Raw genomic sequence first — 24264 nt, 5'->3', positions numbered from 1 at the left:
GGTAAACGCGCAATTCTAACCTGAATTAACCCGACAGGAAAGCCCTGCGGCCCGAGGCCGCCACTCTCCGATTTAGGCCCTTCTCCACCACCCCAGCAGCCTCAGTTGCGGCGGAGATTGGCCTTCTTGAGCAGACTTTCATATTGGTGACTGACCAAATGCGCTTGCACCTGGGCAGTAAAGTCCATCACCACGACCACCACGATCAGCAGAGAGGTGCCGCCGAAGTAGAACGGGACATGCCAAGCCTTTTGCATGAACGACGGCACCAGACAGACCAGCACCAGGTACAACGCGCCGACACCGGTCAACCGGGTCATGACGTTATCGATGTAGTCGGCCGTCGAACGACCAGGACGGATGCCCGGAATGAGCGCACCCGACCGCTTGAGGTTGTCGGCGGTTTCCTGGGAATTGAACACGATCGCCGTATAGAAGAAGGCGAAGGTGATCACCAGGACCGCAAACACGATGTCGTACAGCGGCTCGCCCGGCGTAAGCGCCTGAGTGAGCTCCTGCAGCCAGCGCGACTGATTGCCAGCGGTGAACCAAGTAGCGGCAGTCGCCGGGAACATCAGCAAGCTCGACGCGAAGATCGGCGGGATCACACCAGCCATGTTGATCTTCAACGGAAGATGCGACGTCTGGTTCATGTAGGCACGCTGCCCACCGGATCGCCTTGCATAGTTCACGGTAATACGCCGTTGAGCGCGCTCCATGAACACCACGACCGCCGTCACGCCGAGGATTACCACGACCACGAGGATCATCTTGATGACCGACAGCTCGCCATTACTCGCCATGGTCAACGTATGCGCCACCGCACCCGGAAGACCCGCCACGATGCCGGCGAAGATCAACAGGGAGATGCCGTTGCCGATGCCACGCTCCGTGATCTGCTCGCCCAGCCACATCAGGAACATCGTGCCGGCAGTGAGGCCGACGATCGATGCCAGGATGAAGCCCATGCCCGGCGTATAGACCACCGGCGCACCGCCCTGTGCAACCTGCTTCTGCAGAGCAACGGCAATGCCGAAGGCCTGAAAAGCGGCCAGGCCGACGGTACCGAAGCGGGTGTAGGTGGTCATCTTGCGGCGACCAGCCTCCCCTTCCTTGCGCAGCGCCTGCAGGCTGGGAATCACGGCGCCCATCATCTGCACCACGATGGATGCGGAGATGTACGGGACCACGCCCAATGCGAACACCGAGAAACGGGCCAGAGAGCCGCCGGAAAACATGTTGAACATGTTCATCAGGCCGCCACCCGACTCAATCAAGCTGGTCATCGCCTCCGGATTTACACCCGGAACGGGGATGAAGGAGCCGAGACGGAAAACGATCAGCGCACCGATTACAAAGAAGATGCGCTGACGCAGTTCAGTCAGCTTGCCGAGCGATCCGAGCGAAGAGCCCTGGGCTGCCGCCACGTGATTACTCCACGCTGCCGCCGGCAGCCTCGATGGCTGCCTTAGCGCCGGCCGTGGCCAGCACGCCTGACAGCTTCACCGCGCGACCGATCTCGCCCTTGGCCACGACCTTGACCTTCTTGGCGCGGCTGTCGATAAGGCCAGCCTGATGCAGCACGACCACGTCGATCACGTCCGACTTGAGGTTCGCCAGCTGATACAGGAAAACTTCCTGGCTCTCAGCCTTGAGCTTCGAGCGGAAGCCCACCTTGGGCAGACGACGCTGCAACGGCATCTGGCCGCCTTCGAAACCGAATTTGTGCGTGCCGCCAGCGCGAGCATGCTGACCCTTGTGACCGCGGCCGGCGGTCTTGCCCAGGCCCGAACCGATACCGCGACCCACGCGCAGGCGGGTCTTGCGGGCACCAGCGGCCGGCTTGATGTCATTCAGACGCATGTTGCTTACTCCTCGACCCGGACCAGGTAATAGACCGTGTTGATCAGGCCACGCACTTGCGGGCTGTCCTTCAATTCACGGACGTCGTTGAGCTTGTTCAGGCCGAGCGCCTTGACGCTCAGGCGATGACGGCTCTGCACACCGCGCAGGCCCTTCACCAGGCGGACGCGGACGGTCTTTTCGTTGTTAGCCATTGCCCAGCACCTCTTCCACGGTCTTGCCACGCTTGGCAGCGATCTGCTTCGGCGAGGCCACGGCCTGCAGGCCCTTGATGGTGGCGCGCACCAGGTTGATCGGGTTGCGCGAACCGACGGCCTTGGCCAGCACGTTCTTCACACCGACCACTTCCAGCACGGCGCGCATCGCACCGCCGGCGATCACGCCGGTACCTTCGGAGGCCGGCTGCATGAACACGCGAGCCGCGCCATGGTTGGCCTTCACGGCGTACCAGAGCGTGCCGTTGTTCAGATCGATGGAGACCATGTTGCGGCGGGCGCGATCCATGGCCTTGGAAATGGCCACCGGCACCTCACGGGCCTTGCCATAGCCAAAGCCCACGCGACCTTCACCGTCACCGACCACGGTCAGTGCGGTGAAGCTCATCTGGCGGCCACCCTTCACGGTCTTGGCCACGCGGTTGACGGCAATCAGCTTCTCGAGCAGGCCGTCCGAATTTTCGCGATCGGTAGAAGACATATTCTTTTCCGTCATGCCCGGATTGTCCGGGACTTTTGCTTGCGGCGAAGCCGCTTGGAGTTGTAGTTGCAGCGAGCGGGACCGTCGCCAGGTCGGCAACGGTCCCTACAGACTTAGAACTTCAGGCCAGCTTCGCGGGCAGCTTCGGCCAGCGCCTTGATGCGGCCGTGGTAGCGGAAACCCGAGCGGTCGAAAGCCACGGACTCGATACCAGCGGCCTTTGCGCGCTCCGCGACGGCCTTGCCGACCGCGGCAGCGGCCTCGAGATTCTTGGTGCCCTTCAGGCCCTCGGCAACCGACTTCTGCACGGTCGAGGCGGCGGCAACCACCTTTTCGCCCGAAGCGTCGAAAACCTGGGCGTAAAGATGCTGGCCGGTGCGATGCACCGACAGGCGTGCCACGCCAAGCTTGCGGATGTGAGCGCGGGTGGCCTTGGCGCGGCGCAGGCGGGATTCGTTCTTGTTCATCGTGTTCTCTCCAGGAAGCGGATAGGCAAACGCTTGTCAGCGCTTTACGCCTTCTTGGCTTCCTTCAGGGTGATCTTCTCGCCGGCATAGCGCACGCCCTTGCCCTTATAGGGTTCCGGCGGACGATAGCCGCGGATCTTGGCCGCCACTTCGCCGACCAGCTGCTTGTCCGAACCCTTGATCAGGATCTCGGTCTGCGACGGGGTTTCCAGCGTGATGCCTTCGGGCGCGTTGAACACGACCGGATGGGAGAAGCCTAGGCTCAGATTCAGCGCCTTGCCCTGCATGGCGGCGCGATAACCCACGCCAACCAGCTCAAGCTTGCGCTCATAACCCTCGGACACGCCCTTGACCATGTTGGCCAGCAGCGCACGTGCGGTGCCGCCGAACTTGTGATCGGCACCTTCGGCGAGCTGGATGCTCACGTTGCCATTGTCGATGGCCACGGACACGCCCGGCAGGTTGTGCGTGGACAGGGTGCCCTTCGGCCCCTTGACGGAGATGCCTTCAGCGCCAGCCTTCAGCTCGACGCCCTTGGGCAGATTGATGATCTTCTTGGCTACACGGGACATCGTCGGCTCCTTATGCCACCTGGCCGATGACTTCGCCGCCCAGACCCTTGGCGCGCGCTTGCGCGTCGGTCAGCAGGCCAGCGGACGTCGAGATGATCGAGATACCAAGGCCACCCATGACCTTGGGCAGCTCGTCCTTGCCGCGGTAGACGCGGAGACCGGAACGGCTGACGCGGGAAATGCTCTCGATGGCCGGGCGGCCTTCGAAATACTTGAGCTTGATCTCGAGCACCGGCTTGCCCTCCTGGGTGGAGGTCTTGGCGTCGAGGATATAGCCCTCGTTCTTGAGAAGATTGGCAATGGCAACCTTCAGCTTCGACGACGGCATGCTTACGGCCTGCTTGCCCGTGAGCTGGGCATTGCGGACGCGCGTAAACAGATCGGCGATGGGATCAGTCATGCTCATGAAAACATCCTTCAGAGTGCACCGATATCCGAAAAACCGGAAATCAATTTTGAGTTGTAAGCCGGCATAGTCGCCGGTCTGCGTTGCGCAGAAAAACGACTATAGCAGCTTTTTTCCGATTTTGCGAATAACGGCACGCGTTTCGCATCGGGGCGGCAGGCTGCCCTGCCTCCCCCTGGGACGGGATGAGCCCGCCAGGCCAACGCCTGGCAGACTCCTTGCTACCCTTGGTTACCAGCTGGCCTTGCGCAGGCCCGGCACGTCGCCACGCATGGTGGCTTCGCGCAGCTTGTTGCGGCCGAGGCCGAACTTGCTGTACACGGCGCGGGGACGACCGGTCAGCGCGCAACGGGTGCGCTGGCGAACCGGGCTGGCGTCACGCGGCAGCTTCTGCAGCTTGCTCTGAGCTTCCATCTTGTCCTCGTAAGAGGCCGACGGGCTCAGCACGACCGCCTTCAGTTCGGCGCGCTTGGCGGCGTACTTCTTGACGAGCTTGGTCCGCTTGAGATCGCGGTTAATCATGGAGGTCTTGGCCATAAATTTCTCGCGACTCTCTTAGTTGCGGAACGGGAAGCTGAAGGCTTCCAGCAGCGCCTTGGCTTCTTCGTCGGTCTTGGCGGTGGTCGTGATGGAGATATCCATACCACGCATCGCGTCGACGGCGTCGAAGTCGATTTCCGGGAAGATGATCTGTTCCTTGATGCCGAAGTTGTAATTGCCACGGCCATCGAAGGCGCGGCCCGACACGCCGCGGAAGTCGCGGGTACGGGGCAGCGAGATGTTGATCAGGCGATCCAGGAACTCCCACATCTGGGCGCGACGCAGGGTCACCTTGCAGCCGATCGGCCAGCCGTCGCGGATCTTGAACGAGGCAACGGACACGCGCGCCTTGGTCTGGATCGGCTTCTGGCCGGAGATCTTGGCCATGTCGGCCACGGCGTTCTCGAGCACCTTCTTGTTGCCCGCAGCTTCGCCCACGCCCATGTTCAGCGTGATCTTGGTGATGCGGGGAACCTGCATCACGTTCTGGTAACCAAAACGCTCGGTGAGCTTCTTGATGACCTGGTCTTTGTAAAACGTTTCGAGACGCGTCGTCATAACGTAGATTCCTTACGCGTCCACAACTTCGCCGCTGGACTTGAACACGCGCACCTTACGCCCGTCAGAGAGCGTCTTGGCGCCAACGCGTTCACCCTTGCCTGTGGCGGAGTTGAACAGCTGGACGTTGGAGATGTGGATCGAAGCCTCACGCTCGACGATGCCGCCAGCCTGGTTGGCCTGGGGATTCGGCTTGGTGTGACGCTTGATCAGGTTCACGTTGGAGACGAACACGCGGTCGCCGTCAACGCGCAGCACGTCGCCGCGCTGACCCTTGTTCTTGCCGGTGATCACGAGGACCTGATCACCCTTGCGGATACGGTTCATGGTCTTGTCTCCGCTCAGAGCACTTCGGGCGCGAGCGAGACGATCTTCATGAACTTCTCGCTGCGCAGCTCGCGGGTGACCGGCCCGAAGATACGGGTGCCGATCGGCTCGAGCTTGTTGTTGAGGAGCACCGCTGCGTTGCCGTCGAAACGGATCAGCGAGCCATCGGGACGACGTACACCCTTGGCGGTACGCACCACCACGGCATTGTAGACCTCGCCCTTCTTCACCTTGCCGCGCGGAATGGCATCCTTCACGGTGACCTTGATTACGTCACCGATCGCGGCGTAACGGCGCTTGGAGCCGCCGAGCACTTTGATGCACATCAGTTCCTTGGCGCCGCTGTTGTCGGCCGCGGAAAGCGTGCTTTGCATCTGGATCATGTCTGCACCCTCCCTTAGACGACAGCGCGCGAAACGATTTCGACCACGCGATGATGCTTGGTCTTGGACAACGGACGGCACTCCGCGATGCGCACCAGGTCACCCTCGTTGGCACCGAGGTCGTCCTGCGCATGCAGCTTGGTCGACCGGCGGATGATCTTGCCCAGCAGGCCGTGCTGCACCTGGCGCTCGATCAGGACGGTCACCGTCTTGTTCATCTTGTTGCTGATGACGCGGCCCTCGAGGGTGCGCGTCTGCTTCTGGTTATCGCTCATGTCCGCCGTCCTTACTTCTTGCCGCCGAGCGCGAACTTCGCGCGGGCGATGTCGCGCCGTACACGGCGCAGCTGGTGCGGCTGGTTGAGCTGGCCGGTGCCCTTCTGCATGCGCAAGTTGAACTGCTCCTTGCGCAGGTCCAGCAGGTGCTGCTTCAGCTCGTCGGCCGATTTGTTAATCAGATCTTTCATGGCCATCACATCACCGCTCGGGATACGAACTGGGTCTGCACCGACAGCTTGGCGGCGGCCAGGCGGAACGCCTCGCGGGCCGTGGCTTCGTCGACGCCCTCGATTTCATAGAGCATGCGGCCGGGCTGGATCGGGGCGACCCAGTACTCCACACCACCCTTACCGGCGCCCATTCGGACTTCGATCGGCTTCTTGGTGATCGGCTTGTCCGGGAACACGCGGATCCACAGTTTGCCGCCACGCTTCACGAAACGCGTAATGCAGCGACGAGCCGCCTCGATCTGGCGCGCGGTGAGCGCGCCGTGGGTCGTGGCCTTGAGGCCGTACTCGCCGAAGCTCACGAGATTGGAGCTGAAGGCCAGGCCGTCATTACGGCCCTTGAACTGCTTGCGGTATTTGGTTCGCTTGGGTTGCAACATGGCAACTCTCCCTTACTTCGCCGTCCGCTCGCGACGGCCTTCGCCATCACGACGCGATTCACGATCACGACGACCTTCGCCACCCTCACGGCGCGGCTGCGAAGACTGCTCTTCCTTCGACTCCTGACCGATCTGGGCCAGGTCGAAGATCTCGCCCTTGTAGACCCACACCTTGATGCCGATGACACCGTAGGTGGTGTGCGCTTCGGCGAAGCCGTAGTCGATGTCCGCACGCAGGGTGTGCAGCGGAACGCGACCTTCGCGGGCCCACTCGGAGCGAGCGATCTCGGCGCCGTTCAGACGGCCGGACACGTTGATCTTGATACCCAGGGCACCGAGGCGCATCGCGTTGCCGACGGCGCGCTTCATGGCGCGACGGAACATGATGCGGCGCTCGAGCTGCTGCGCAATCGACTCGGCGACCAGCTGGGCGTCGATCTCAGGCTTGCGCACTTCGCTCACATTGATGTGCGCGGGAACGCCCATCAGCTGACTGACTTCCTTGCGCAGCTTCTCGATATCCTCGCCCTTCTTGCCGATCACCACGCCCGGACGGGCGGTGTGGATCGTCACGCGCGCGGTCTTGGCCGGGCGCTCGATCTGGATCTTCGAGATGCCAGCCTGGGCCAGCTTCTTGCGCAGCATCTCGCGGACCTTCAGGTCGGCAGCGAGGTACTGAGCGTATTCGCCCTTATTGGCGTACCACTTCGAGTTCCAGTCCTTGGCAATGCCGAGGCGGATACCGGTGGGATGAACTTTATGACCCATCGTCTATATCCCCAATCAGTTGCCAACGACCACAGTGATGTGGCTCGTGCGCTTCAGGATGCGAGAGCCGCGACCTTTGGCGCGGGCGTACATACGCTTCATCGCCGGACCTTCGTCCACGAAAATGCGCGAGACTTTCAGCTCGTCGACATCGGCACCGAGGTTGTTCTCGGCGTTGGCGACGGCCGACAGCAACACCTTGCGGACAATGTGCGCAGCCTTCTTGTTGGTGAACTGGAGCACGTCGCTGGCTCGGCCAACGGGCATGCCGCGGACCAGGTCAGCCACCAGGCGTGCCTTCTGCGCCGAAATGCGGGCGCTGCGCAGGATCGCTTTGGCTTCAGTGCTCATCACTTGCCCTTCTTATCGCCGCCATGGCCCTTGAAGGTGCGGGTCACCGCGAACTCGCCGAGCTTGTGCCCGACCATGTTCTCGTTGACGAGCACCGGCACGTGCTGGCGACCGTTGTGGATGGCGATGGTCAATCCCACCATTTCCGGCAGGATCATGGAGCGACGCGACCAGGTCTTGATCGGACGCTTGTTGTTAGTGGAAACCGCAGCTTCCACCTTCTTGACGAGGTGAAGGTCGACAAACGGACCTTTCTTCAAAGAACGCGGCATGTCGGTTTCCTATTACTTGCGACGACGCACGATGAACTGCTGCGTGCGCTTGTTGTTACGGGTCTTGTAGCCCTTGGTCGGCGTGCCCCACGGGCTAACCGGGTGACGGCCACCGGAGGTACGGCCTTCACCACCGCCGTGCGGATGGTCGACCGGGTTCATCGCCACACCGCGAACGGTCGGGCGAATACCCTGCCAACGCTTGGCGCCGGCCTTACCGAGCTTCTTCAGGCTGTGCTCGCTGTTACCGACTTCACCGATGGTGGCGCGGCAGTCCACCGGCACGCGGCGCATTTCACCGGAGCGCAGACGAAGCGTCGCGTAACCGGACTCACGGGCGACCAGCTGGACCGAGGCGCCAGCGCTGCGTGCGATCTGAGCGCCCTTGCCCGGCTTCATCTCGATGCAGTGCACAGTCGAACCGACCGGGATGTTGCGCAGCGGCAGGCTGTTGCCGGCCTTGATCGGCGCGTCCGTACCCGACACCAGTCGGTCGCCTACCTGCACGCCCTTCGGCGCGATGATGTAACGGCGTTCGCCGTCGGCGTAGCACAGCAGCGCAATGTGCGCGGTGCGGTTCGGATCGTACTCGATGCGCTCGACACGGGCGGCAATGCCCTCCTTGTCGCGCTTGAAGTCGATGATGCGGTAATGCTGCTTGTGACCACCGCCGCGATGACGCGTGGTGATACGGCCGAAGTGGTTACGGCCGCCGGTCTTGGTCTGCGACTCGGTCAACGCCGCGTACGGCGCGCCCTTGTGCAGGCCCGGCGTGCGCACGCTGACTGCGTCGCGGCGTCCGGCGGAGGTGGGCTTGTGAGTGATCAGTGCCATCTCAATTCAACTCCTGGCTCAGGCCTTGGCCGCCACGTCGATGGTTTGCCCATCGGCCAGGCGCACATAGGCCTTGCGCTTGCCCTGGCGGCTGCCAGCGCGGAAACGGAAGGACTTGACCTTGCCCTTGGCGTTGACGAGGTTCACCTGCTCGACCTTGACGTCGAACATCTGTTCCACCGCAGCGCGGACATCGGCCTTGGTCGCCTCGGGAGCGACCACGAAAACGTACTGGTTACCCTCGGCGAGACGGGCGGCCTTCTCGGAAATGTGCGGCGCGCGCAGCGTATTGAGAATGCGTTCGTTGCTCATGCCAGCCACTCCTCGATCTTCTTCACCGCATCGACGGTCATGACGATGTGGTCGGAACCGACCAGGCTGACCGGATTCAGGGCCAGCACGTCAACGACGTGGATGTACGGGATGTTGCGCGCAGCCAGGAAGGTCGCCTCGTTGGCGTCTTCCGACACCAGCAGCACACGACCGGACACCTGCAGCTCGGCCAGCTTCGCGACCATCGCCTTGGTCTTCGGGGTGTCGATGCCGAAGCTCTCGACCACCTTCAGACGATCCTGGCGAATGAGTTCCGACAGGATGGAGCGAATTGCAACGCGATAAGCCTTGCGGTTGACCTTCTGCTCGTAACTGCGGGGCTTGGCCGCGAACGTGACACCACCGCCCACGAAGATGGGAGCGCGGTAGTCGCCGTGACGGGCGCCGCCGCCCTTCTGCTTCTTGAACTTCTTGGTGGTACCTGACAGCTCGCCACGCGACAGCTGCGCCTTGGTACCGGCGCGGCCGCCTGCCTGGTAGGCAACGACCACCTGGTGGATCAGGGCCTGCTTGAACTCACCGCCGAACACTTCGTCCGACACGTTGAGCGGCTTGGCGCCAATGACATTCAGTTCCATGGCGTCTCTCCTCAACCCTTGGTCGTCGGGCGGATCACGACGTCGCCACCGGTAGCACCCGGCACCGCGCCCTTGACCGCGATCAGATGACGCTCGGCGTCGACCTTGACCACTTCCAAACCCTGCTGCGTACGGTTCACCGCACCCATATGGCCGGCCATCTTCTTGCCCGGGAACACGCGACCCGGCGTCTGGCGCTGACCGATAGAACCCGGCGCGCGATGCGACAGCGAGTTACCGTGGGTAGCATCGCCCATGGTGAAGTTGTGGCGCTTGATGGTGCCCTGGAAGCCCTTGCCCTTCGACACGCCGGCGACGTCAACGATCTGACCCACCTGGAACACGTCGTCAGCCTTGATCTCGGCGCCCACGCTGTACTTGCCGAGGTCTTCGGCGGACACGCGGAACTCCCACAGACCACGACCCGGCTCGACCTTCGCCTTGGCGTAGTGACCCTTCAGCGGCTGGGTCAGCAGGCTGGCGCGCTTGACGCCCGCCGCGACCTGCACAGCGCTGTAACCATCGTTATCTTCCGTCTTCAGCTGCGTGACGCGATTCGGGGTGGCTTCAATCAGCGTCACCGGAATCGAGCGTCCGTCTTCAGTGAAGAGTCGGCTCATGCCGCACTTGCGGCCAACCAGTCCGATACTCATCTTCGTATCCTGTCTATCGCTCAGCCGAGCTTGATCTGAACATCGACGCCAGCGGCGAGATCAAGCTTCATGAGCGCGTCCACGGTCTTGTCGTTGGGGTCAACGATATCGAGCACACGCTTGTGAGTACGGGTCTCGTACTGGTCGCGGGCATCTTTGTCGACGTGCGGCGACACCAGAATGGTGTAGCGCTCGATCTTGGTCGGGAGCGGAATCGGGCCGAGAACCGTAGCGCCGGTGCGCTTGGCCGTCTCGACGATTTCGCTGGCCGAACGGTCGATCAGACGATGATCGAACGCCTTGAGCCGGATGCGAATCTTTTGGTTCGCCATAAACCGTGTCCTGTTATCTAAAGAACGATTCTGTGATTCGGAATGGCTTCTCACCATCCCGCACAACCCTTTGATGTTACTGCTACCGCCAGGCCCGATAACGCCGAAATTGACTCGGCACCTCGACCCCTAAAAGACCGGGCAGGCCGAGATATCGGCCTGCCCAGACAAAAAAGTATAGAACGCGAAAACGCAAATGGCAACAGAGTGGTCACTCTGCCGTCATGCGACCCCGCAACATCCTTGTGTGCGAACTCGAAGCACTTCCTGCGCCTCATTTCGCTGTGTGCGCCGAGCTTTTGACTTGAGCGCAAAGGGATAACTTGTCAACTGTACCCCATTCCCTCAAAAAAAGGAAGGCCTCGGACAAAAAAAGGGCGAAGCTTTCGCTCCGCCCTTCTTCAGATCCAGTTTTCACTTGCCCGAAGGCTCGCTACTTACTTGATGATCTTGGCGACGACGCCGGCGCCGACGGTGCGGCCACCTTCGCGGATCGCGAAGCGCAGACCTTCGTCCATCGCAATCGGATGGATCAGGGTCGCCTTGATCTTAATGTTGTCGCCCGGCATCACCATCTCCACGCCTTCCGGCAGCTCGATGGCACCCGTCACGTCCGTCGTACGGAAGTAGAACTGCGGACGGTAGCCCTTGAAGAACGGCGTGTGACGACCACCTTCGTCCTTCGACAGCACGTAGATCTCGCCCTCGAACTCGGTGTGCGGCGTGATCGTGCCCGGCTTGGCCAGCACCTGGCCACGCTCCACGTCGTCACGCTTCAGACCGCGCAGCAGCAGGCCCGCATTGTCGCCCGCCTGGCCCTGGTCCAGCAGCTTGCGGAACATTTCCACGCCGGTCACGGTGGTCTTCTGGGTCGGACGGATACCGACCACTTCCACTTCGTCGCCCACCTTGATGATGCCGCGCTCGATACGACCGGTCACCACCGTGCCGCGACCCGAGATCGAGAACACGTCTTCCACCGGCATCAGGAACGACTTGTCGATCGCACGCACCGGCTCCGGAATGTACGTGTCCAGCGCATCCACCAGCTTGATGATCGCCGGCACGCCGATCTCCGACTGGTCGCCTTCCAGCGCCGCACGGGCCGAACCGATGATGATCGGGGTGTCGTCGCCCGGGAACTCGTACTTCGACAGCAGCTCGCGCACTTCCATCTCGACCAGCTCGAGCAGCTCCTTGTCGTCCACCATGTCCGCCTTGTTCAGGAAGACCACGATGTACGGCACGCCCACCTGGCGCGACAGCAGAATGTGCTCGCGCGTCTGCGGCATCGGGCCGTCTGCGGCCGAGCACACCAGGATCGCGCCGTCCATCTGCGCCGCACCCGTGATCATGTTCTTCACGTAGTCGGCGTGGCCCGGGCAGTCCACGTGCGCGTAATGGCGGGTCGGCGATTCGTATTCCACGTGCGCCGTCGAAATCGTGATACCGCGAGCCTTCTCTTCCGGCGCCGCGTCGATCGCGTCATACGCCTTGAACTCGCCGCCAAAACGCTCCGCACCCACCTTCGTCAGCGCAGCCGTCAGCGTCGTCTTGCCGTGGTCCACGTGACCGATCGTGCCGACGTTGACGTGCGGCTTGGTGCGTTCGAACTTACCCTTTGCCATGTCTCAAACCTCTGAAAGAACTGTGTTGTAAGGGAGGAAGGCCTTATCAGGCCTTCTTGATGACCTGCTCGGCGATGTTGTTCGGCGCCTCAGCGTAGTGGTCGAACTCCATCGTGAACGTCGCGCGACCCTGGGTCAGCGAACGAATGGTGGTCGCGTAGCCAAACATCTCGCCAAGCGGCACCATCGCGTTAATGGTCTTGCCCGACGGCGTGTCGTCCTGGCCCTGGAGCAGACCGCGACGACGGCTGATATCGCCCATCACGTCGCCGACGTAATCCTCCGGCGTCACGATCTCGACCTTCATGATCGGCTCAAGCAGGACCGGATCCGCCTTGCGGAAGCCCTCTTTGAAGGCCATCGAAGCGGCGAGCTTGAACGCCATTTCCGACGAGTCGACGTCGTGGTACGAACCGAAGACCAGCTTGACCTTCACGTTCACGACCGGGAAGCCAGCCAGCGGACCGCTGGTGATGGTTTCGCGCAGACCCTTCTCGACCGACGGAATGAATTCCTTCGGAATCACGCCGCCACTGATTTCATTGACGAAGAGGAAATCGTCCTTGACGTCCTTGTTGGCCTTGTCTTCGTCCGTCATCGGCGACAATTCGATCACGACGTGACCGTACTGCCCCTTACCGCCGGACTGCTTGGCGTGCTTGTAATCCGACTTGACGTCGCTCTTGCGAATGGTCTCGCGGTAAGCCACCTGCGGCTTGCCGACGTTGGCCTCGACGTTGAACTCGCGCTTCATGCGATCCACCAGGATGTCCAGGTGAAGTTCGCCCATGCCCGAGATGATCGTCTGCCCCGATTCTTCGTCCGTACGAACGCGGAACGAGGGATCTTCCGCTGCCAGTCGGCCAAGAGCGATACCCATCTTCTCCTGATCGGACTTGGTTTTCGGCTCAACCGCCATCGAGATCACCGGCTCCGGGAACGTCATGCGCTCCAGGGTGATCACATGATCCTGCGAGCACAGCGTGTCGCCCGTCGTCACATCCTTCAGGCCGACCGCTGCTGCGATATCGCCAGCGCGGACTTCCTTCAGCTCCTGACGCTCGTTCGCATGCATCTGCAAGATGCGGCCAATGCGCTCTTTCTTGGACTTGACCGGGTTGTACACCTGATCGCCCGCGTTGAGCGTGCCCGAGTACACACGGAAGAAGGTCAGCGCGCCGACGAATGGATCCGTCATGATCTTGAACGCGAGCGCGGAGAACGGTGCGGCGTCGCTAGCCTCGCGCGTAGCCTCCTTCTCGTCCTCATCGATACCCGCCACCGGCGGACGATCGGAAGGCGACGGCAGCAAATTGATCACAGCATCGAGCATCGCCTGCACGCCCTTGTTCTTGAAGGCGGTACCGCAATAAACCGGGATGATCTCGCTCTTCAGCGTCCGCGCACGCAGGCCACCAACGATCTCTTCCTCGGAGAGGTCGCCCCCTTCCAAGTACTTGTTCATCAGGTCCTCCGACGCCTCAGCGGCTGCCTCGACCATGAAGTTGCGAGCCTCTTCGGCCTTTTCCTTCAGGTTAGCCGGGATGTCCTGATATTCGAATTTCATGCCCTGGGAATCCATGTCCCAGATGATCGACTTCATCTTCAGCAGGTCGACCACGCCCTCGAAGTTGTCCTCGGCACCGATCGGCACCTGCATCGGCACCGGATTGGCCCCCAGGCGAGCCTTCAGCTGTTCGACCACCTTGTAGAAGTTCGCGCCTGTGCGATCCATCTTGTTGACGAACGCAAGGCGCGGCACCTTGTACTTGTTGGCCTGACGCCAGACAGTCTCGGACTGCGGCTGCACGCCACCCACAGCGCAGAGCACGAATACCGCACCATCGAGCACGCGCAACGAACGCTCCACCTCAATGGTGAAGTCCACGTGCCCGGGGGTATCGATGATGTTGAAGCGATGCTCAGGCAGGGAACGATCCATGCCCTTCCAGAACGCCGTCGTTGCCGCCGACGTAATGGTGATGCCGCGCTCCTGCTCCTGCTCCATCCAGTCCATGGTTGCCGCACCGTCATGCACCTCGCCAATCTTATGACTGACGCCGGTGTAGAACAGGATGCGCTCCGTGGTGGTGGTCTTGCCGGCATCGATGTGAGCCATGATGCCGAAGTTGCGGTAGCGCTCGATGGGGGTGGTGCGTGCCACGGTAGTAACCTCGAATCTGTACTTTGCTTACCAGCGGTAGTGCGAGAAGGCCTTGTTAGCCTCCGCCATGCGGTGCGTCTCTTCGCGCTTCTTGATCGCGCCACCGCGATTTTCGGAAGCCTCGAGCAGCTCGGCGGCAAGCTTGCGGGGCATCGACGTCTCGCCACGCTTGCGGGCGGATTCGATAGCCCAGCGCATTGCGAGCGCCATGCGGCGACCGGCACGAACTTCGACAGGCACCTGGTAAGTGGCACCGCCCACGCGGCGAGACTTCACCTCGACCGCCGGAGCAATGTTGTTCAACGCCTTCTCGACCAGCGACACTGGCTCGGCGTGCTTTTCGCCCAGGTGGTCCAGCGCACCGTAAACGATGCTCTCGGCCACAGACTTCTTGCCGCTCTTCATCACCATATTGATGAAACGAGCGATCAGCTGGCTGCCGTGCTTGGGATCCGGCAGGATCAGACGGGCGGGATGGGAACCTTTACGCGACATATCTCGTGTCCTCTAGCTTCTTAGCTCTTCGGGCGCTTGGCGCCGTACTTGGAGCGCGCCTGGCGGCGCTTGGCGACGCCGGCGCAGTCGAGACTGCCGCGCACCGTGTGGTAACGCACACCCGGCAGATCCTTGACGCGGCCGCCGCGGATGAGCACTACCGAGTGCTCCTGCAGATTATGACCTTCGCCGCCGATGTAGCTGATGACCTCGTAACCGTTGGTCAGGCGCACCTTGGCAACCTTACGCAGGGCCGAGTTCGGCTTCTTCGGGGTGGTCGTGTAAACGCGCGTGCACACGCCGCGGCGCTGCGGGCTGTTCTGCAGAGCCGGAGAGGCGCTCTTGTAGCTCTTCGGGCTGCGGGACTTGCGCACCAACTGGTTGATAGTCGACATGCGTAACTTTTCCTGAGAAACATAAAGGCAGACCGAACCTGCTCGGTCTGCCAAGAAGCGGGAATTTAACATGGGCGGCTTGTCACAGACAAGCCGACGCCCTGTCCTCCATGACCCGAACACGAGGCGCCATCCTTGCGCCTCATTTCGTATGTTAGCGAGCAAGTCCCCGACGGGGCTTACTCCACACCATTGTCGCTACCGACGGTGGCTTCCGCGAAGGAGACCGGGGAAGCGGAGCCGGAAAGAGTATCCAGTTCCGCGGCGGTCAGACCGCCCTGGCGTCGACGCTGCGCGTGATATGCCAGACCCGTACCTGCCGGGATGAGACGGCCGACAATAACATTTTCCTTCAGGCCACGCAAGGTGTCGCGCGTGCCACGGACCGCTGCCTCGGTAAGGACGCGAGTGGTCTCCTGGAACGAAGCCGCCGAAATGAACGACTCGGTGGCCAACGATGCCTTGGTGATGCCCAGCAGCACCGGCTGGTACTCCGACGGACGCTCGTCGCGGGCCACGGCGCGGCCGTTTTCCGCATTGATGCGAACACGCTCCACTTGCTCGCCGCGCAGATAGTGGCTTTCGCCCGGCTCGGTGATCTCAACCTTGCGCAACATCTGGCGAATGATCGTTTCGATGTGCTTGTCGTTGATCTTAACGCCCTGCAGGCGATAGACGTCCTGGATTTCCTTGACCAGGTACGAGGCCAGCGGCTCGACACCCAGCAAGCGCAGGATGTCGTGCGGATTCGGCTCGCCGTCCACCACGGTTTCACCCTTCTCCACGTGCTCACCCTCGAACACGATGACCTGACGCCACTTCGGAATCAGCTCTTCGTGCTCGTTGCCATCCACGTCCTTGATGATCAGGCGCTGCTTGCCCTTGGTGTCCTTGCCGAAGCTGACCACGCCCGAACGCTCGGCCAGGATCGCCGGCTCCTTCGGCTTGCGAGCTTCGAACAAGTCGGCCACGCGCGGCAGACCACCCGTAATGTCACGAGTCTTCGAGGTTTCCTGCGGGATACGGGCGACGACGTCACCCACGCCCACTTCGGCGCCATTCTGGATGGATACGATCGCGCCGGCCGGCAGCATGTACTGCGCCGGCACGTCGGTACCCGGCAGCTTGAGCTCGCGACCCTTGCTGTCTTCCAGGCGCACGATCGGGCGCAGATCCTTCGCAGCGGTACCGCGACGCTTCGGATCCGTCACTACCGCCGACTCCAGGCCGGTCAGCTCGTCGGTCTGGCTCTGCACGGTGACGCCATCGATGAAGTCGATGAAGCGCACGGTACCGGCCACTTCCGAGACGATCGGATGAGTGTGCGGATCCCAGTTGGCTACGGTCTGGCCAGCCTTGACCGGATCGCCGTCCTTGACGGTGATCGTGGCGCCGTAAGGCACCTTGTAGCGCTCACGCTCGCGGCCGTTCGCGTCGATGACCGACACTTCGCCCGAGCGCGACACCGCCACCAGATGGCCCTGGGCGTGCTGTACGGTCTTGAGGTTGTTGAACTTCAGCGTACCGGTGGTCTTCACCGTCACGTTGTCCACCGCCGCCGCACGCGAAGCCGCACCACCGATGTGGAACGTACGCATGGTCAGCTGGGTACCTGGCTCGCCGATCGACTGCGCGGCGACCACACCGACGGCCTCTCCCATGTTGACCAGATGGCCACGGGCCAGATCACGGCCGTAGCAGAGAGCGCAAACGCCGTGCGAAGCCTGGCAGGTGATCGGCGAACGCACCTTGATCGACTGCACGCCAGCCTTGTCGAGCTTCTCGACGAGGGCTTCGTCCAGCAGGGTGTCGCGGGTGACGATCGGCTCGTTGTCCTCGCCCGGGCCGTAGACGTCCTCGACCACCACGCGGCCGAGCACGCGATCGCGCAGCGGCTCGACCACGTCGCCGCCTTCCACGATCGGCTGCATGATCAGGCCCTCTTCGGTACCGCAATCCACAGAGGTAATCACCACGTCCTGCGCCACGTCCACCAATCGGCGGGTCAGGTAACCCGAGTTAGCGGTCTTCAACGCCGTATCCGCGAGACCCTTACGGGCACCGTGGGTGGAGTTGAAGTACTGCAGCACGTTCAGGCCTTCGCGGAAGTTCGCCTTGATCGGCGTCTCGATGATCGAGCCGTCCGGTCGAGCCATCAGGCCGCGCATACCGGCCAGCTGACGAATCTGCGCCACCGAACCACGCGCGCCGGAGTCGGCCATGATGTACAGCGAGTTCATCGACTTCTGAGCGACGACCTCGCCCTTGGCATTGGTGACCTTCTCGGTACCGATGCCGTCGATCATCGCCTTGGCGACCAGTTCGTTGGTGCGCGACCAGATGTCGACCACCTTGTTGTAGCGTTCGCCGGCGGTAACGAGACCTGACTGGTACTGCTCCTGAATCTCGACCACTTCCTTCTCGGCCTCTTCCAGGATCGGCTTCTTCTGATCGGGGATGATCATGTCATCGATACCGATCGAGATGCCGGCACGGGTCGCGAAACGGAAGCCGGTGTACATCAGCTTGTCCGCGAAGACCACGGTGTCCTTGAGGCCCAGCAGGCGATAGCTGGAGTTGATCAGACGCGAGATCGCCTTCTTGGTGAGCTCGGTATTGGCGAGCGTGAACGGCAGGCCTTCTGGCAGGATCTCCGCCAGCAAGGCGCGGCCGACCGTCGTCTCGACCAGCGAGATGCCGCTGCTACGCGTGCCGTCCTCGGCGATATGCGCCTGGCGCATGCGCACCTTGACCTTCGCATGCAGCTCCACCACGCGATTGTCGTAGGCGCGGCGCACTTCGGAAATGCTGGAAAACACCATGCCGGTGCCCTTCGCATTCACCAGCTCGCGCGTCATGTAGTACAGGCCCAGCACCACGTCCTGGGTCGGCACGATGATCGGCTCACCGTTGGCGGGCGACAGGATGTTGTTCGACGACATCATCAGGGCGCGGGCTTCGAGCTGCGCCTCGATCGACAACGGCACGTGCACGGCCATCTGGTCACCGTCGAAGTCCGCGTTGAACGCGGTACACACCAGCGGATGCAGCTGGATCGCCTTGCCTTCGATCAGCACCGGCTCGAACGCCTGAATACCCAGGCGATGCAGCGTCGGCGCACGGTTGAGCAGCACGGGATGCTCGCGGATCACGTCCTCGAGGATGTCCCACACCTGCGACTCTTCGCGCTCGACCAGCTTCTTGGCGGCCTTGATCGTGGTCGCCTCGCCGCGAGCCTGCAGCTTCGCGAAGATGAAGGGCTTGAACAGCTCCAGCGCCATCTTCTTGGGCAGGCCACACTGGTGCAGGCGCAGGGTCGGACCCACCACGATCACCGAACGACCGGAGTAGTCCACACGCTTGCCGAGCAGATTCTGGCGGAAGCGACCCTGCTTGCCCTTGATCATGTCGGCAAGCGACTTGAGCGCACGCTTGTTCGTGCCCGTGATGGCACGGCCGCGGCGGCCGTTGTCGAGCAACGCGTCAACCGATTCCTGCAGCATGCGCTTCTCGTTGCGCACGATGATGTCGGGCGCGTTGAGCTCCAGCAGGCGCTTCAATCGGTTGTTGCGGTTGATGACACGACGATACAGATCGTTGAGGTCGGAGGTCGCGAAGCGACCGCCGTCCAGCGGGACCAGCGGGCGCAGGTCCGGCGGCAGCACCGGCAGCACGGTCAGCACCATCCACTCGGGACGGTTGCCGGACTCGAGGAACGCCTCGATCAGCTTCACGCGCTTGGTGAGGCGCTTGAGCTTGGTCTCCGAATTGGTGGAGGCGATCTCTTCCTTCAGGCGCACGACTTCGCCTGGCAGGTCGAGCGACTTCAGCAACTCGTACACCGCCTCGGCGCCCATGCGTGCGTCGAACTCGTCACCGTGCTCTTCCACTGCCTCGAGGTACTGATCTTCGCTGAGCAGCTGACCGCGCTCGAGCGCGGTCAGACCCGGATCGATCACCACGAAGGCCTCGAAGTACAGGATGCGCTCAATGTCGCGCAGGGTCATGTCCAGCATCAGGCCGATACGAGACGGCAGCGACTTCAGGAACCAGATGTGCGCGGTCGGGCTGGCCAGCTCGATGTGGCCCATGCGCTCGCGACGCACCTTGGCCAGCGTGACCTCGGTGCCGCACTTCTCGCACACCACGCCGCGGTGCTTCATGCGCTTGTACTTGCCGCACAGGCACTCGTAGTCCTTCACCGGACCGAAGATCGCGGCGCAGAACAGGCCGTCGCGCTCCGGCTTGAAGGTGCGGTAGTTGATGGTCTCCGGCTTCTTCACTTCGCCGTACGACCAGGAACGGATCAGCTCCGGCGAGGCCAGCGCGATCTTGATCGAGTCAAAATCCGGCGCCGTACGCTGCTGGTTGAACAGATTGAGCAAATCTTTCATTGCATAAGCTCCTGTAACCCGTGGGTTACTTAATCTCTTCCAGGTCGATGTCGATGCCGAGCGAGCGGATTTCCTTCACAAGCACGTTGAAGGACTCCGGCATGCCGGCGGCCATCTCGTGGTTGCCGTCGACGATGTTCTTGTACATCTGGTTGCGGCCCTGCACGTCGTCGGACTTCACCGTCAGCATTTCCTGCAGGGTGTAAGCCGCGCCGTACGCCTCGAGCGCCCAGACTTCCATTTCGCCGAAGCGCTGGCCACCGAACTGCGCCTTGCCGCCCAGCGGCTGCTGGGTGACGAGCGAGTACGGACCGGTGGAGCGCGCGTGCATCTTGTCGTCGACCAGGTGGTTCAGCTTCAGGTAGTGCATGTAGCCGACGGTGACCGGGCGATCGAACGCTTCGCCGGTACGGCCGTCGAACAGCGTGGTCTGACCCGACTCGGGCAGCTCCGCCAGCCTGAGCATCGCCTTCAGCTCGGCCTCCTCGGCACCGTCGAACACCGGGGTAGCCATCGGCACGCCTTCCTGGAGGTTGTCCGCCAGAGTCAGAATCTCTTCGTCCGTCAGCGACTTCAGGTCGACGTGCTGCACGGCGCCGGCGACGTGATGGTTGTAGATCTGATCGAGGAACTCGCGGATCTTCGCCACCTTCTCCTGCGCTTCGAGCATCTTCTGGATCTTCTTGCCCAGGCCCTTCGCGGCCCAGCCGAGATGCACTTCCAGAATCTGGCCGATGTTCATACGCGACGGCACGCCCAGCGGGTTCAGCACGATGTCGACCGAGGTGCCATCCGCCATGAAGGGCATGTCCTCGACAGGCACCACGTTGGAAACCACGCCCTTGTTGCCGTGGCGACCGGCCATTTTGTCGCCCGGCTGGATGCGACGCTTCACGGCCAGGAACACCTTGACCATCTTCAGCACGCCCGGCGCGAGGTCGTCGCCCTGGGTGATCTTGCCCTGCTTCTCCTTGAAGCGCTTGTCGAACTCTTCCTTGTGGCGCTTGATCTGGTCGGCCGCGCGCTCGAGGAACTCGGTGACGTCCTCGTCCTTGACGTTGACTTTGAACCAGTCGTCCTTTTTCAGGCCATCGAGGTAGGCATCGGTGATTTCCGTGCCACGCTTCAGGCCGCCCGGACCGCTGTTGGCGACTTTGCCGACCAACTGCGTGCGCATACGGTTGTAGATCGCGCCCTCGAGGATGCGGAACTGGTCGTCAAGGTCCTTACGGATGCGCTTGACTTCCATTTCCTCGATCTGCTTCGCGCGCTTGTCCTTCTCGATGCCATCGCGGGTGAACACCTGCACGTCGATGACGGTGCCGTCCATGCCCGGCGGCACGCGCAGCGAGCTGTCCTTCACGTCCGACGCCTTCTCGCCGAAGATGGCACGCAGCAGCTTCTCTTCCGGCGTCAGCTGGCTCTCGCCCTTCGGCGTGACCTTGCCGACCAGGATGTCGCCCGCCTTCACCTCGGCACCGATGTACACGATGCCGGATTCGTCCAGGCGCGCCAGCGCTTGCTCGCCCACGTTCGGGATGTCGGCGGTGATTTCCTCCGCACCCAGCTTGGTGTCGCGCGCAATGCAGGCTAGCTCCTCGATGTGGATCGAGGTGTAACGGTCTTCCTGCACGACGCGTTCGGAGAGCAGGATCGAGTCTTCGAAGTTGTAACCGTTCCACGGCATGAAGGCGATCAGCATGTTCTGGCCGAGCGCGAGCTCGCCCAGATCGGTCGACGAACCGTCGGCCAGCGTGTCGCCCTTCGCCACCACATCGCCCACATTCACCAGCGGACGCTGATTGAGGTTGGTGTTCTGGTTGGAACGGGTGTACTTGGTCAGGGTGTAGATATCGACGCCGGCATCGTTATCGCCGACCTCGCTCTCGTTCACGCGCACCACGATTCGGCCGGCGTCGACCTGGTCGATCACGCCGCCGCGCTTGGCGGTGACGATGACGCCCGAGTCGCGCGCCACGGCGCGCTCGATGCCGGTACCCACCAGCGGGGTCTGCGAACGCAGGGTCGGCACGGCCTGACGCTGCATGTTCGCGCCCATCAGCGCGCGGTTCGCGTCGTCATGCTCGAGGAACGGCACGAGCGCCGCCGCGACCGAGACGGTCTGCATCGGCGACACGTCCATGTAGCCCACCTCGGAAGCCGGGCGCAGCTCGGACTCGCCGCGGAAGCGGCAGGACACGAAATCTTCGATGAAGCGGCCATCCTTCAGCGGCGAGTTCGCCTGGGCGATCACATGGTCGCCCTCCTCGATCGCCGACAGGTAGTCCACCTTGTCGGTGACCTTGCCGTTCTCGACCTTGCGGTACGGGGTCTCGAGGAAGCCGTACTCGTTGGTGCGCGCGTACACGGCCAGCGAGTTGATCAGGCCGATATTCGGACCCTCCGGCGTTTCGATGGTGCAGACGCGGCCGTAATGGGTCGGATGCACGTCACGCACTTCGAAGCCCGCGCGCTCGCGCGTCAGGCCGCCCGGACCCAGGGCCGAAACGCGACGCTTGTGCGTCACTTCGGACAGCGGGTTGTTCTGGTCCATGAACTGACTGAGCTGCGACGAGCCGAAGAACTCCTTCACCGCGGCTGCCACCGGCTTGGCGTTGATCAGTTCCTGCGGGGTCAGACCCTCGGATTCGGCCAGCGACAGACGTTCGCGCACGGCGCGCTCGACGCGCACCAGGCCGATGCGGAAGGTGTTCTCGGCCATCTCGCCCACCGAACGCACGCGGCGGTTGCCGAGGTGATCGATGTCGTCCACGGTGCCATGGCCGTTCTTGATGTCGATCAGCACCTTCAGCACGTCGAGGATGTCGGAGCTGTCGCCCTGCGACTGCACCAGCGACTGCGCTTCTTCTTCCTTGCGCTCGCCGAAGTACTTGAAGTCGTACAGCACGCCCGGGCCGACGATCTCCTTGCGGCCCACGCGGCGGTTGAACTTCATGCGGCCGACGGCCGACAGGTCGTAGCGATCGAAGGTGAAGAACAGGTTGTAGAACAGGTTCTGCGCGGCGTCCTTCGTCGGCGGCTCGCCCGGACGCATCATGCGGTAGATTTCCACCAGCGCCTCGAGCTGCGTCTTGGTGTTGTCGATCCGCAGGGTGTGCGAGACATACGCACCGCGGTCGAGGTCGTTCACGTACAGGGTCGGTACCGTCTCGATGCCGGCCTTGCGGAAGTTCTCCAGCTGTTCGGCCGTGATCTCATCGTTAGCCGAGGCCAGCAGCTCGCCAGTCTTCGAGTCGACGATGTCGATGGCCAGGATGCGGCCGACCGGATAGTCGTCCGGCACTTCCAGCGCAGTGATATTTTCGGCGGCCAGCTGACGCACGTGGCGCGCGGTGATGCGCTTGCCGGCCTCGACCAGCACCTTGTCGCCCACCACCAGATCGAAACTCAGGGTCTCGCCGCGCAGACGCTCGGCGACCAGCTCCAACGTGGTGCCGCCCTTCTTGCCCAGGTGGAACACGTTGTGTTCGAAGAAGATGCTCAGCATCTCCTCGTTGTTGTAGCCGAGCGCGCGCAGCAGCACCGTCACCGGCAGCTTGCGGCGACGATCGATACGGGTGAACAGCGCATCCTTCGGATCGAACTCGAAATCGAGCCACGAACCGCGATAAGGAATCACGCGCGCCGAGAACAGCAGCTTGCCCGAGCTGTGCGTCTTGCCGCGGTCGTGATCGAAGAACACGCCCGGCGAACGATGCAGCTGCGAGACGATCACGCGCTCGGTGCCGTTGATGATGAAGGTGCCGGTGTCCGTCATGAGCGGAATTTCGCCCATGTAGACTTCCTGCTCCTTGACGTACTTCACGGCCTTCTTGGAGGCCGGACTGTCCTTGTCGTAGATGACCAGACGCACGGTCACACGCAGCGGCGCGCCGAAGGTCATGCCGCGGTTGCGGCACTCGCGCTCGTCGAACGCAGGCTCGCCCAGGCGATAGTCGACGTACTCAAGCGCCGCATTGCCCGAATAGCTCACGATCGGGAACACCGACTTCAGCGCGGCGTGCAGACCCTTGTCTTCGCGCTGTTTAGACGCGACGTGCTCCTGCAGGAACTCGCGGTAGGAATCGGTCTGGATGGTCAGCAGGTTCGGCACGCCCAGTACGGGGGGACGCTTGCCGAAATCCTTGCGGATGCGCTTCTTCTCGGTAAACGAGTAGGTCATGGTGGGTACCGCCTCGGTTCGCAGTGACGCCGGTGGTGCACACACCGGCTGAATGGAAAATTGCAGGGAATCGAGATTAGGGAATCGTCAATCGGCAGGTTCTCTGCCGGGCTCTCCGATTCCCCAGTCTCCATTCCCCCATCCCGCTCCTTTCAAAGCAGGCAAAGCCCGGGAGCTTTCGCTCCCA

General features: G+C 62.4%; 28 protein-coding genes. All 28 read right to left on the bottom strand.

The window, feature by feature from the left end:
* Positions 1–101: 101 nt before the first annotated feature.
* Positions 102–1427 (bottom strand): preprotein translocase subunit SecY, encoded by a 1326-nt coding sequence (gene secY / locus ACNR9O_RS03215; RefSeq protein ID WP_473682950.1) that lies wholly within the window; start codon positions 1425–1427, stop codon positions 102–104.
* A gap of 4 nt (positions 1428–1431) precedes the next feature.
* A complete protein-coding gene (gene rplO, locus ACNR9O_RS03210) occupies positions 1432–1863 on the bottom strand; it encodes a 50S ribosomal protein L15 (RefSeq protein WP_473682952.1) in 432 nt (143 codons plus the stop codon).
* Positions 1864–1868: 5 nt separating this feature from the next.
* Entirely contained in the window at positions 1869–2057 is a 189-nt protein-coding gene (gene rpmD / locus ACNR9O_RS03205) for a 50S ribosomal protein L30 (RefSeq protein WP_026635849.1), read from the bottom strand.
* Positions 2050–2559 carry a 30S ribosomal protein S5 gene (rpsE, locus tag ACNR9O_RS03200; RefSeq protein ID WP_473682954.1) on the bottom strand — a complete coding sequence of 170 codons (510 nt, stop codon included), beginning with the start codon at positions 2557–2559 and terminating at the stop codon, positions 2050–2052. Before rpsE ends, rpmD begins: the two co-directional genes overlap by 8 nt.
* A 113-nt stretch (positions 2560–2672) precedes the next feature.
* Positions 2673–3026, bottom strand: coding sequence for a 50S ribosomal protein L18 (gene rplR / locus ACNR9O_RS03195; protein ID WP_473682956.1), 354 nt, complete (start codon positions 3024–3026; stop codon positions 2673–2675).
* A gap of 44 nt (positions 3027–3070) precedes the next feature.
* The gene (rplF, locus tag ACNR9O_RS03190; protein ID WP_473682958.1) at positions 3071–3598 is read right to left on the bottom strand and encodes a 50S ribosomal protein L6; all 528 of its coding nucleotides are present in this window, start codon (positions 3596–3598) and stop codon (positions 3071–3073) included.
* Between the two features lie 10 nt (positions 3599–3608).
* Positions 3609–4004 carry a 30S ribosomal protein S8 gene (gene rpsH, locus ACNR9O_RS03185; protein WP_473682960.1) on the bottom strand — a complete coding sequence of 132 codons (396 nt, stop codon included), beginning with the start codon at positions 4002–4004 and terminating at the stop codon, positions 3609–3611.
* Between the two features lie 231 nt (positions 4005–4235).
* Positions 4236–4541, bottom strand: coding sequence for a 30S ribosomal protein S14 (gene rpsN / locus ACNR9O_RS03180; RefSeq protein WP_473682962.1), 306 nt, complete (start codon positions 4539–4541; stop codon positions 4236–4238).
* A gap of 18 nt (positions 4542–4559) precedes the next feature.
* Complete coding sequence (gene rplE, locus ACNR9O_RS03175; protein ID WP_038620419.1) at positions 4560–5102, bottom strand: 50S ribosomal protein L5; 543 nt, start codon at positions 5100–5102, stop codon at positions 4560–4562.
* A 12-nt stretch (positions 5103–5114) separates the two neighbouring features.
* Positions 5115–5429, bottom strand: coding sequence for a 50S ribosomal protein L24 (gene rplX / locus ACNR9O_RS03170; protein WP_473682965.1), 315 nt, complete (start codon positions 5427–5429; stop codon positions 5115–5117).
* A 14-nt stretch (positions 5430–5443) separates the two neighbouring features.
* Positions 5444–5812 (bottom strand): 50S ribosomal protein L14, encoded by a 369-nt coding sequence (gene rplN, locus ACNR9O_RS03165; RefSeq protein ID WP_007513359.1) that lies wholly within the window; start codon positions 5810–5812, stop codon positions 5444–5446.
* Positions 5813–5826: 14 nt separating this feature from the next.
* Entirely contained in the window at positions 5827–6087 is a 261-nt protein-coding gene (rpsQ, locus tag ACNR9O_RS03160) for a 30S ribosomal protein S17 (RefSeq protein ID WP_473682968.1), read from the bottom strand.
* Between the two features lie 11 nt (positions 6088–6098).
* The gene (gene rpmC, locus ACNR9O_RS03155; RefSeq protein WP_311841504.1) at positions 6099–6284 is read right to left on the bottom strand and encodes a 50S ribosomal protein L29; all 186 of its coding nucleotides are present in this window, start codon (positions 6282–6284) and stop codon (positions 6099–6101) included.
* Positions 6284–6697: a 50S ribosomal protein L16 gene (gene rplP, locus ACNR9O_RS03150; RefSeq protein WP_126673170.1), complete on the bottom strand. Its 414-nt coding sequence runs from the start codon at positions 6695–6697 to the stop codon at positions 6284–6286. The genes rpmC and rplP overlap by 1 nt, the downstream gene beginning before the upstream one ends.
* A gap of 12 nt (positions 6698–6709) precedes the next feature.
* Positions 6710–7465: a 30S ribosomal protein S3 gene (gene rpsC / locus ACNR9O_RS03145; RefSeq protein WP_473682973.1), complete on the bottom strand. Its 756-nt coding sequence runs from the start codon at positions 7463–7465 to the stop codon at positions 6710–6712.
* A 15-nt stretch (positions 7466–7480) separates the two neighbouring features.
* Positions 7481–7816, bottom strand: a complete 336-nt coding sequence (rplV, locus tag ACNR9O_RS03140) for a 50S ribosomal protein L22 (protein ID WP_074547432.1) — start codon at positions 7814–7816, stop codon at positions 7481–7483.
* A complete protein-coding gene (gene rpsS, locus ACNR9O_RS03135; RefSeq protein WP_026635835.1) occupies positions 7816–8088 on the bottom strand; it encodes a 30S ribosomal protein S19 in 273 nt (90 codons plus the stop codon). Before rpsS ends, rplV begins: the two co-directional genes overlap by 1 nt.
* Before the next feature lie 12 nt (positions 8089–8100).
* On the bottom strand, positions 8101–8922 hold the full coding sequence (gene rplB / locus ACNR9O_RS03130; protein ID WP_473682975.1) for a 50S ribosomal protein L2: 822 nt from the start codon (positions 8920–8922) through the stop codon (positions 8101–8103).
* A gap of 18 nt (positions 8923–8940) precedes the next feature.
* Positions 8941–9234 (bottom strand): 50S ribosomal protein L23, encoded by a 294-nt coding sequence (rplW, locus tag ACNR9O_RS03125; RefSeq protein ID WP_473682977.1) that lies wholly within the window; start codon positions 9232–9234, stop codon positions 8941–8943.
* Entirely contained in the window at positions 9231–9833 is a 603-nt protein-coding gene (gene rplD / locus ACNR9O_RS03120) for a 50S ribosomal protein L4 (RefSeq protein ID WP_473682979.1), read from the bottom strand. Before rplD ends, rplW begins: the two co-directional genes overlap by 4 nt.
* A gap of 11 nt (positions 9834–9844) precedes the next feature.
* Positions 9845–10486, bottom strand: coding sequence for a 50S ribosomal protein L3 (rplC, locus tag ACNR9O_RS03115; protein WP_243039444.1), 642 nt, complete (start codon positions 10484–10486; stop codon positions 9845–9847).
* Between the two features lie 20 nt (positions 10487–10506).
* Complete coding sequence (gene rpsJ / locus ACNR9O_RS03110) at positions 10507–10818, bottom strand: 30S ribosomal protein S10 (protein WP_014402136.1); 312 nt, start codon at positions 10816–10818, stop codon at positions 10507–10509.
* 437 nt (positions 10819–11255) lie between these two features.
* Positions 11256–12446: an elongation factor Tu gene (gene tuf / locus ACNR9O_RS03105; RefSeq protein ID WP_473682983.1), complete on the bottom strand. Its 1191-nt coding sequence runs from the start codon at positions 12444–12446 to the stop codon at positions 11256–11258.
* A 46-nt stretch (positions 12447–12492) separates the two neighbouring features.
* Positions 12493–14610, bottom strand: coding sequence for an elongation factor G (fusA, locus tag ACNR9O_RS03100; protein ID WP_473682985.1), 2118 nt, complete (start codon positions 14608–14610; stop codon positions 12493–12495).
* 27 nt (positions 14611–14637) lie between these two features.
* The gene (rpsG, locus tag ACNR9O_RS03095) at positions 14638–15105 is read right to left on the bottom strand and encodes a 30S ribosomal protein S7 (RefSeq protein WP_473682987.1); all 468 of its coding nucleotides are present in this window, start codon (positions 15103–15105) and stop codon (positions 14638–14640) included.
* A gap of 20 nt (positions 15106–15125) precedes the next feature.
* Positions 15126–15500, bottom strand: coding sequence for a 30S ribosomal protein S12 (gene rpsL, locus ACNR9O_RS03090; RefSeq protein ID WP_473682989.1), 375 nt, complete (start codon positions 15498–15500; stop codon positions 15126–15128).
* Between the two features lie 179 nt (positions 15501–15679).
* On the bottom strand, positions 15680–19894 hold the full coding sequence (gene rpoC, locus ACNR9O_RS03085; RefSeq protein WP_473682991.1) for a DNA-directed RNA polymerase subunit beta': 4215 nt from the start codon (positions 19892–19894) through the stop codon (positions 15680–15682).
* 25 nt (positions 19895–19919) lie between these two features.
* Entirely contained in the window at positions 19920–24077 is a 4158-nt protein-coding gene (gene rpoB / locus ACNR9O_RS03080) for a DNA-directed RNA polymerase subunit beta (RefSeq protein ID WP_473682993.1), read from the bottom strand.
* Positions 24078–24264 lie beyond the last annotated feature (187 nt).

Source organism: Dyella sp. CR10, from assembly GCF_055814425.1.
Note: the sequence above shows the minus strand (reverse complement) of the source record. Positions and strands in the feature narration are given on the sequence as shown.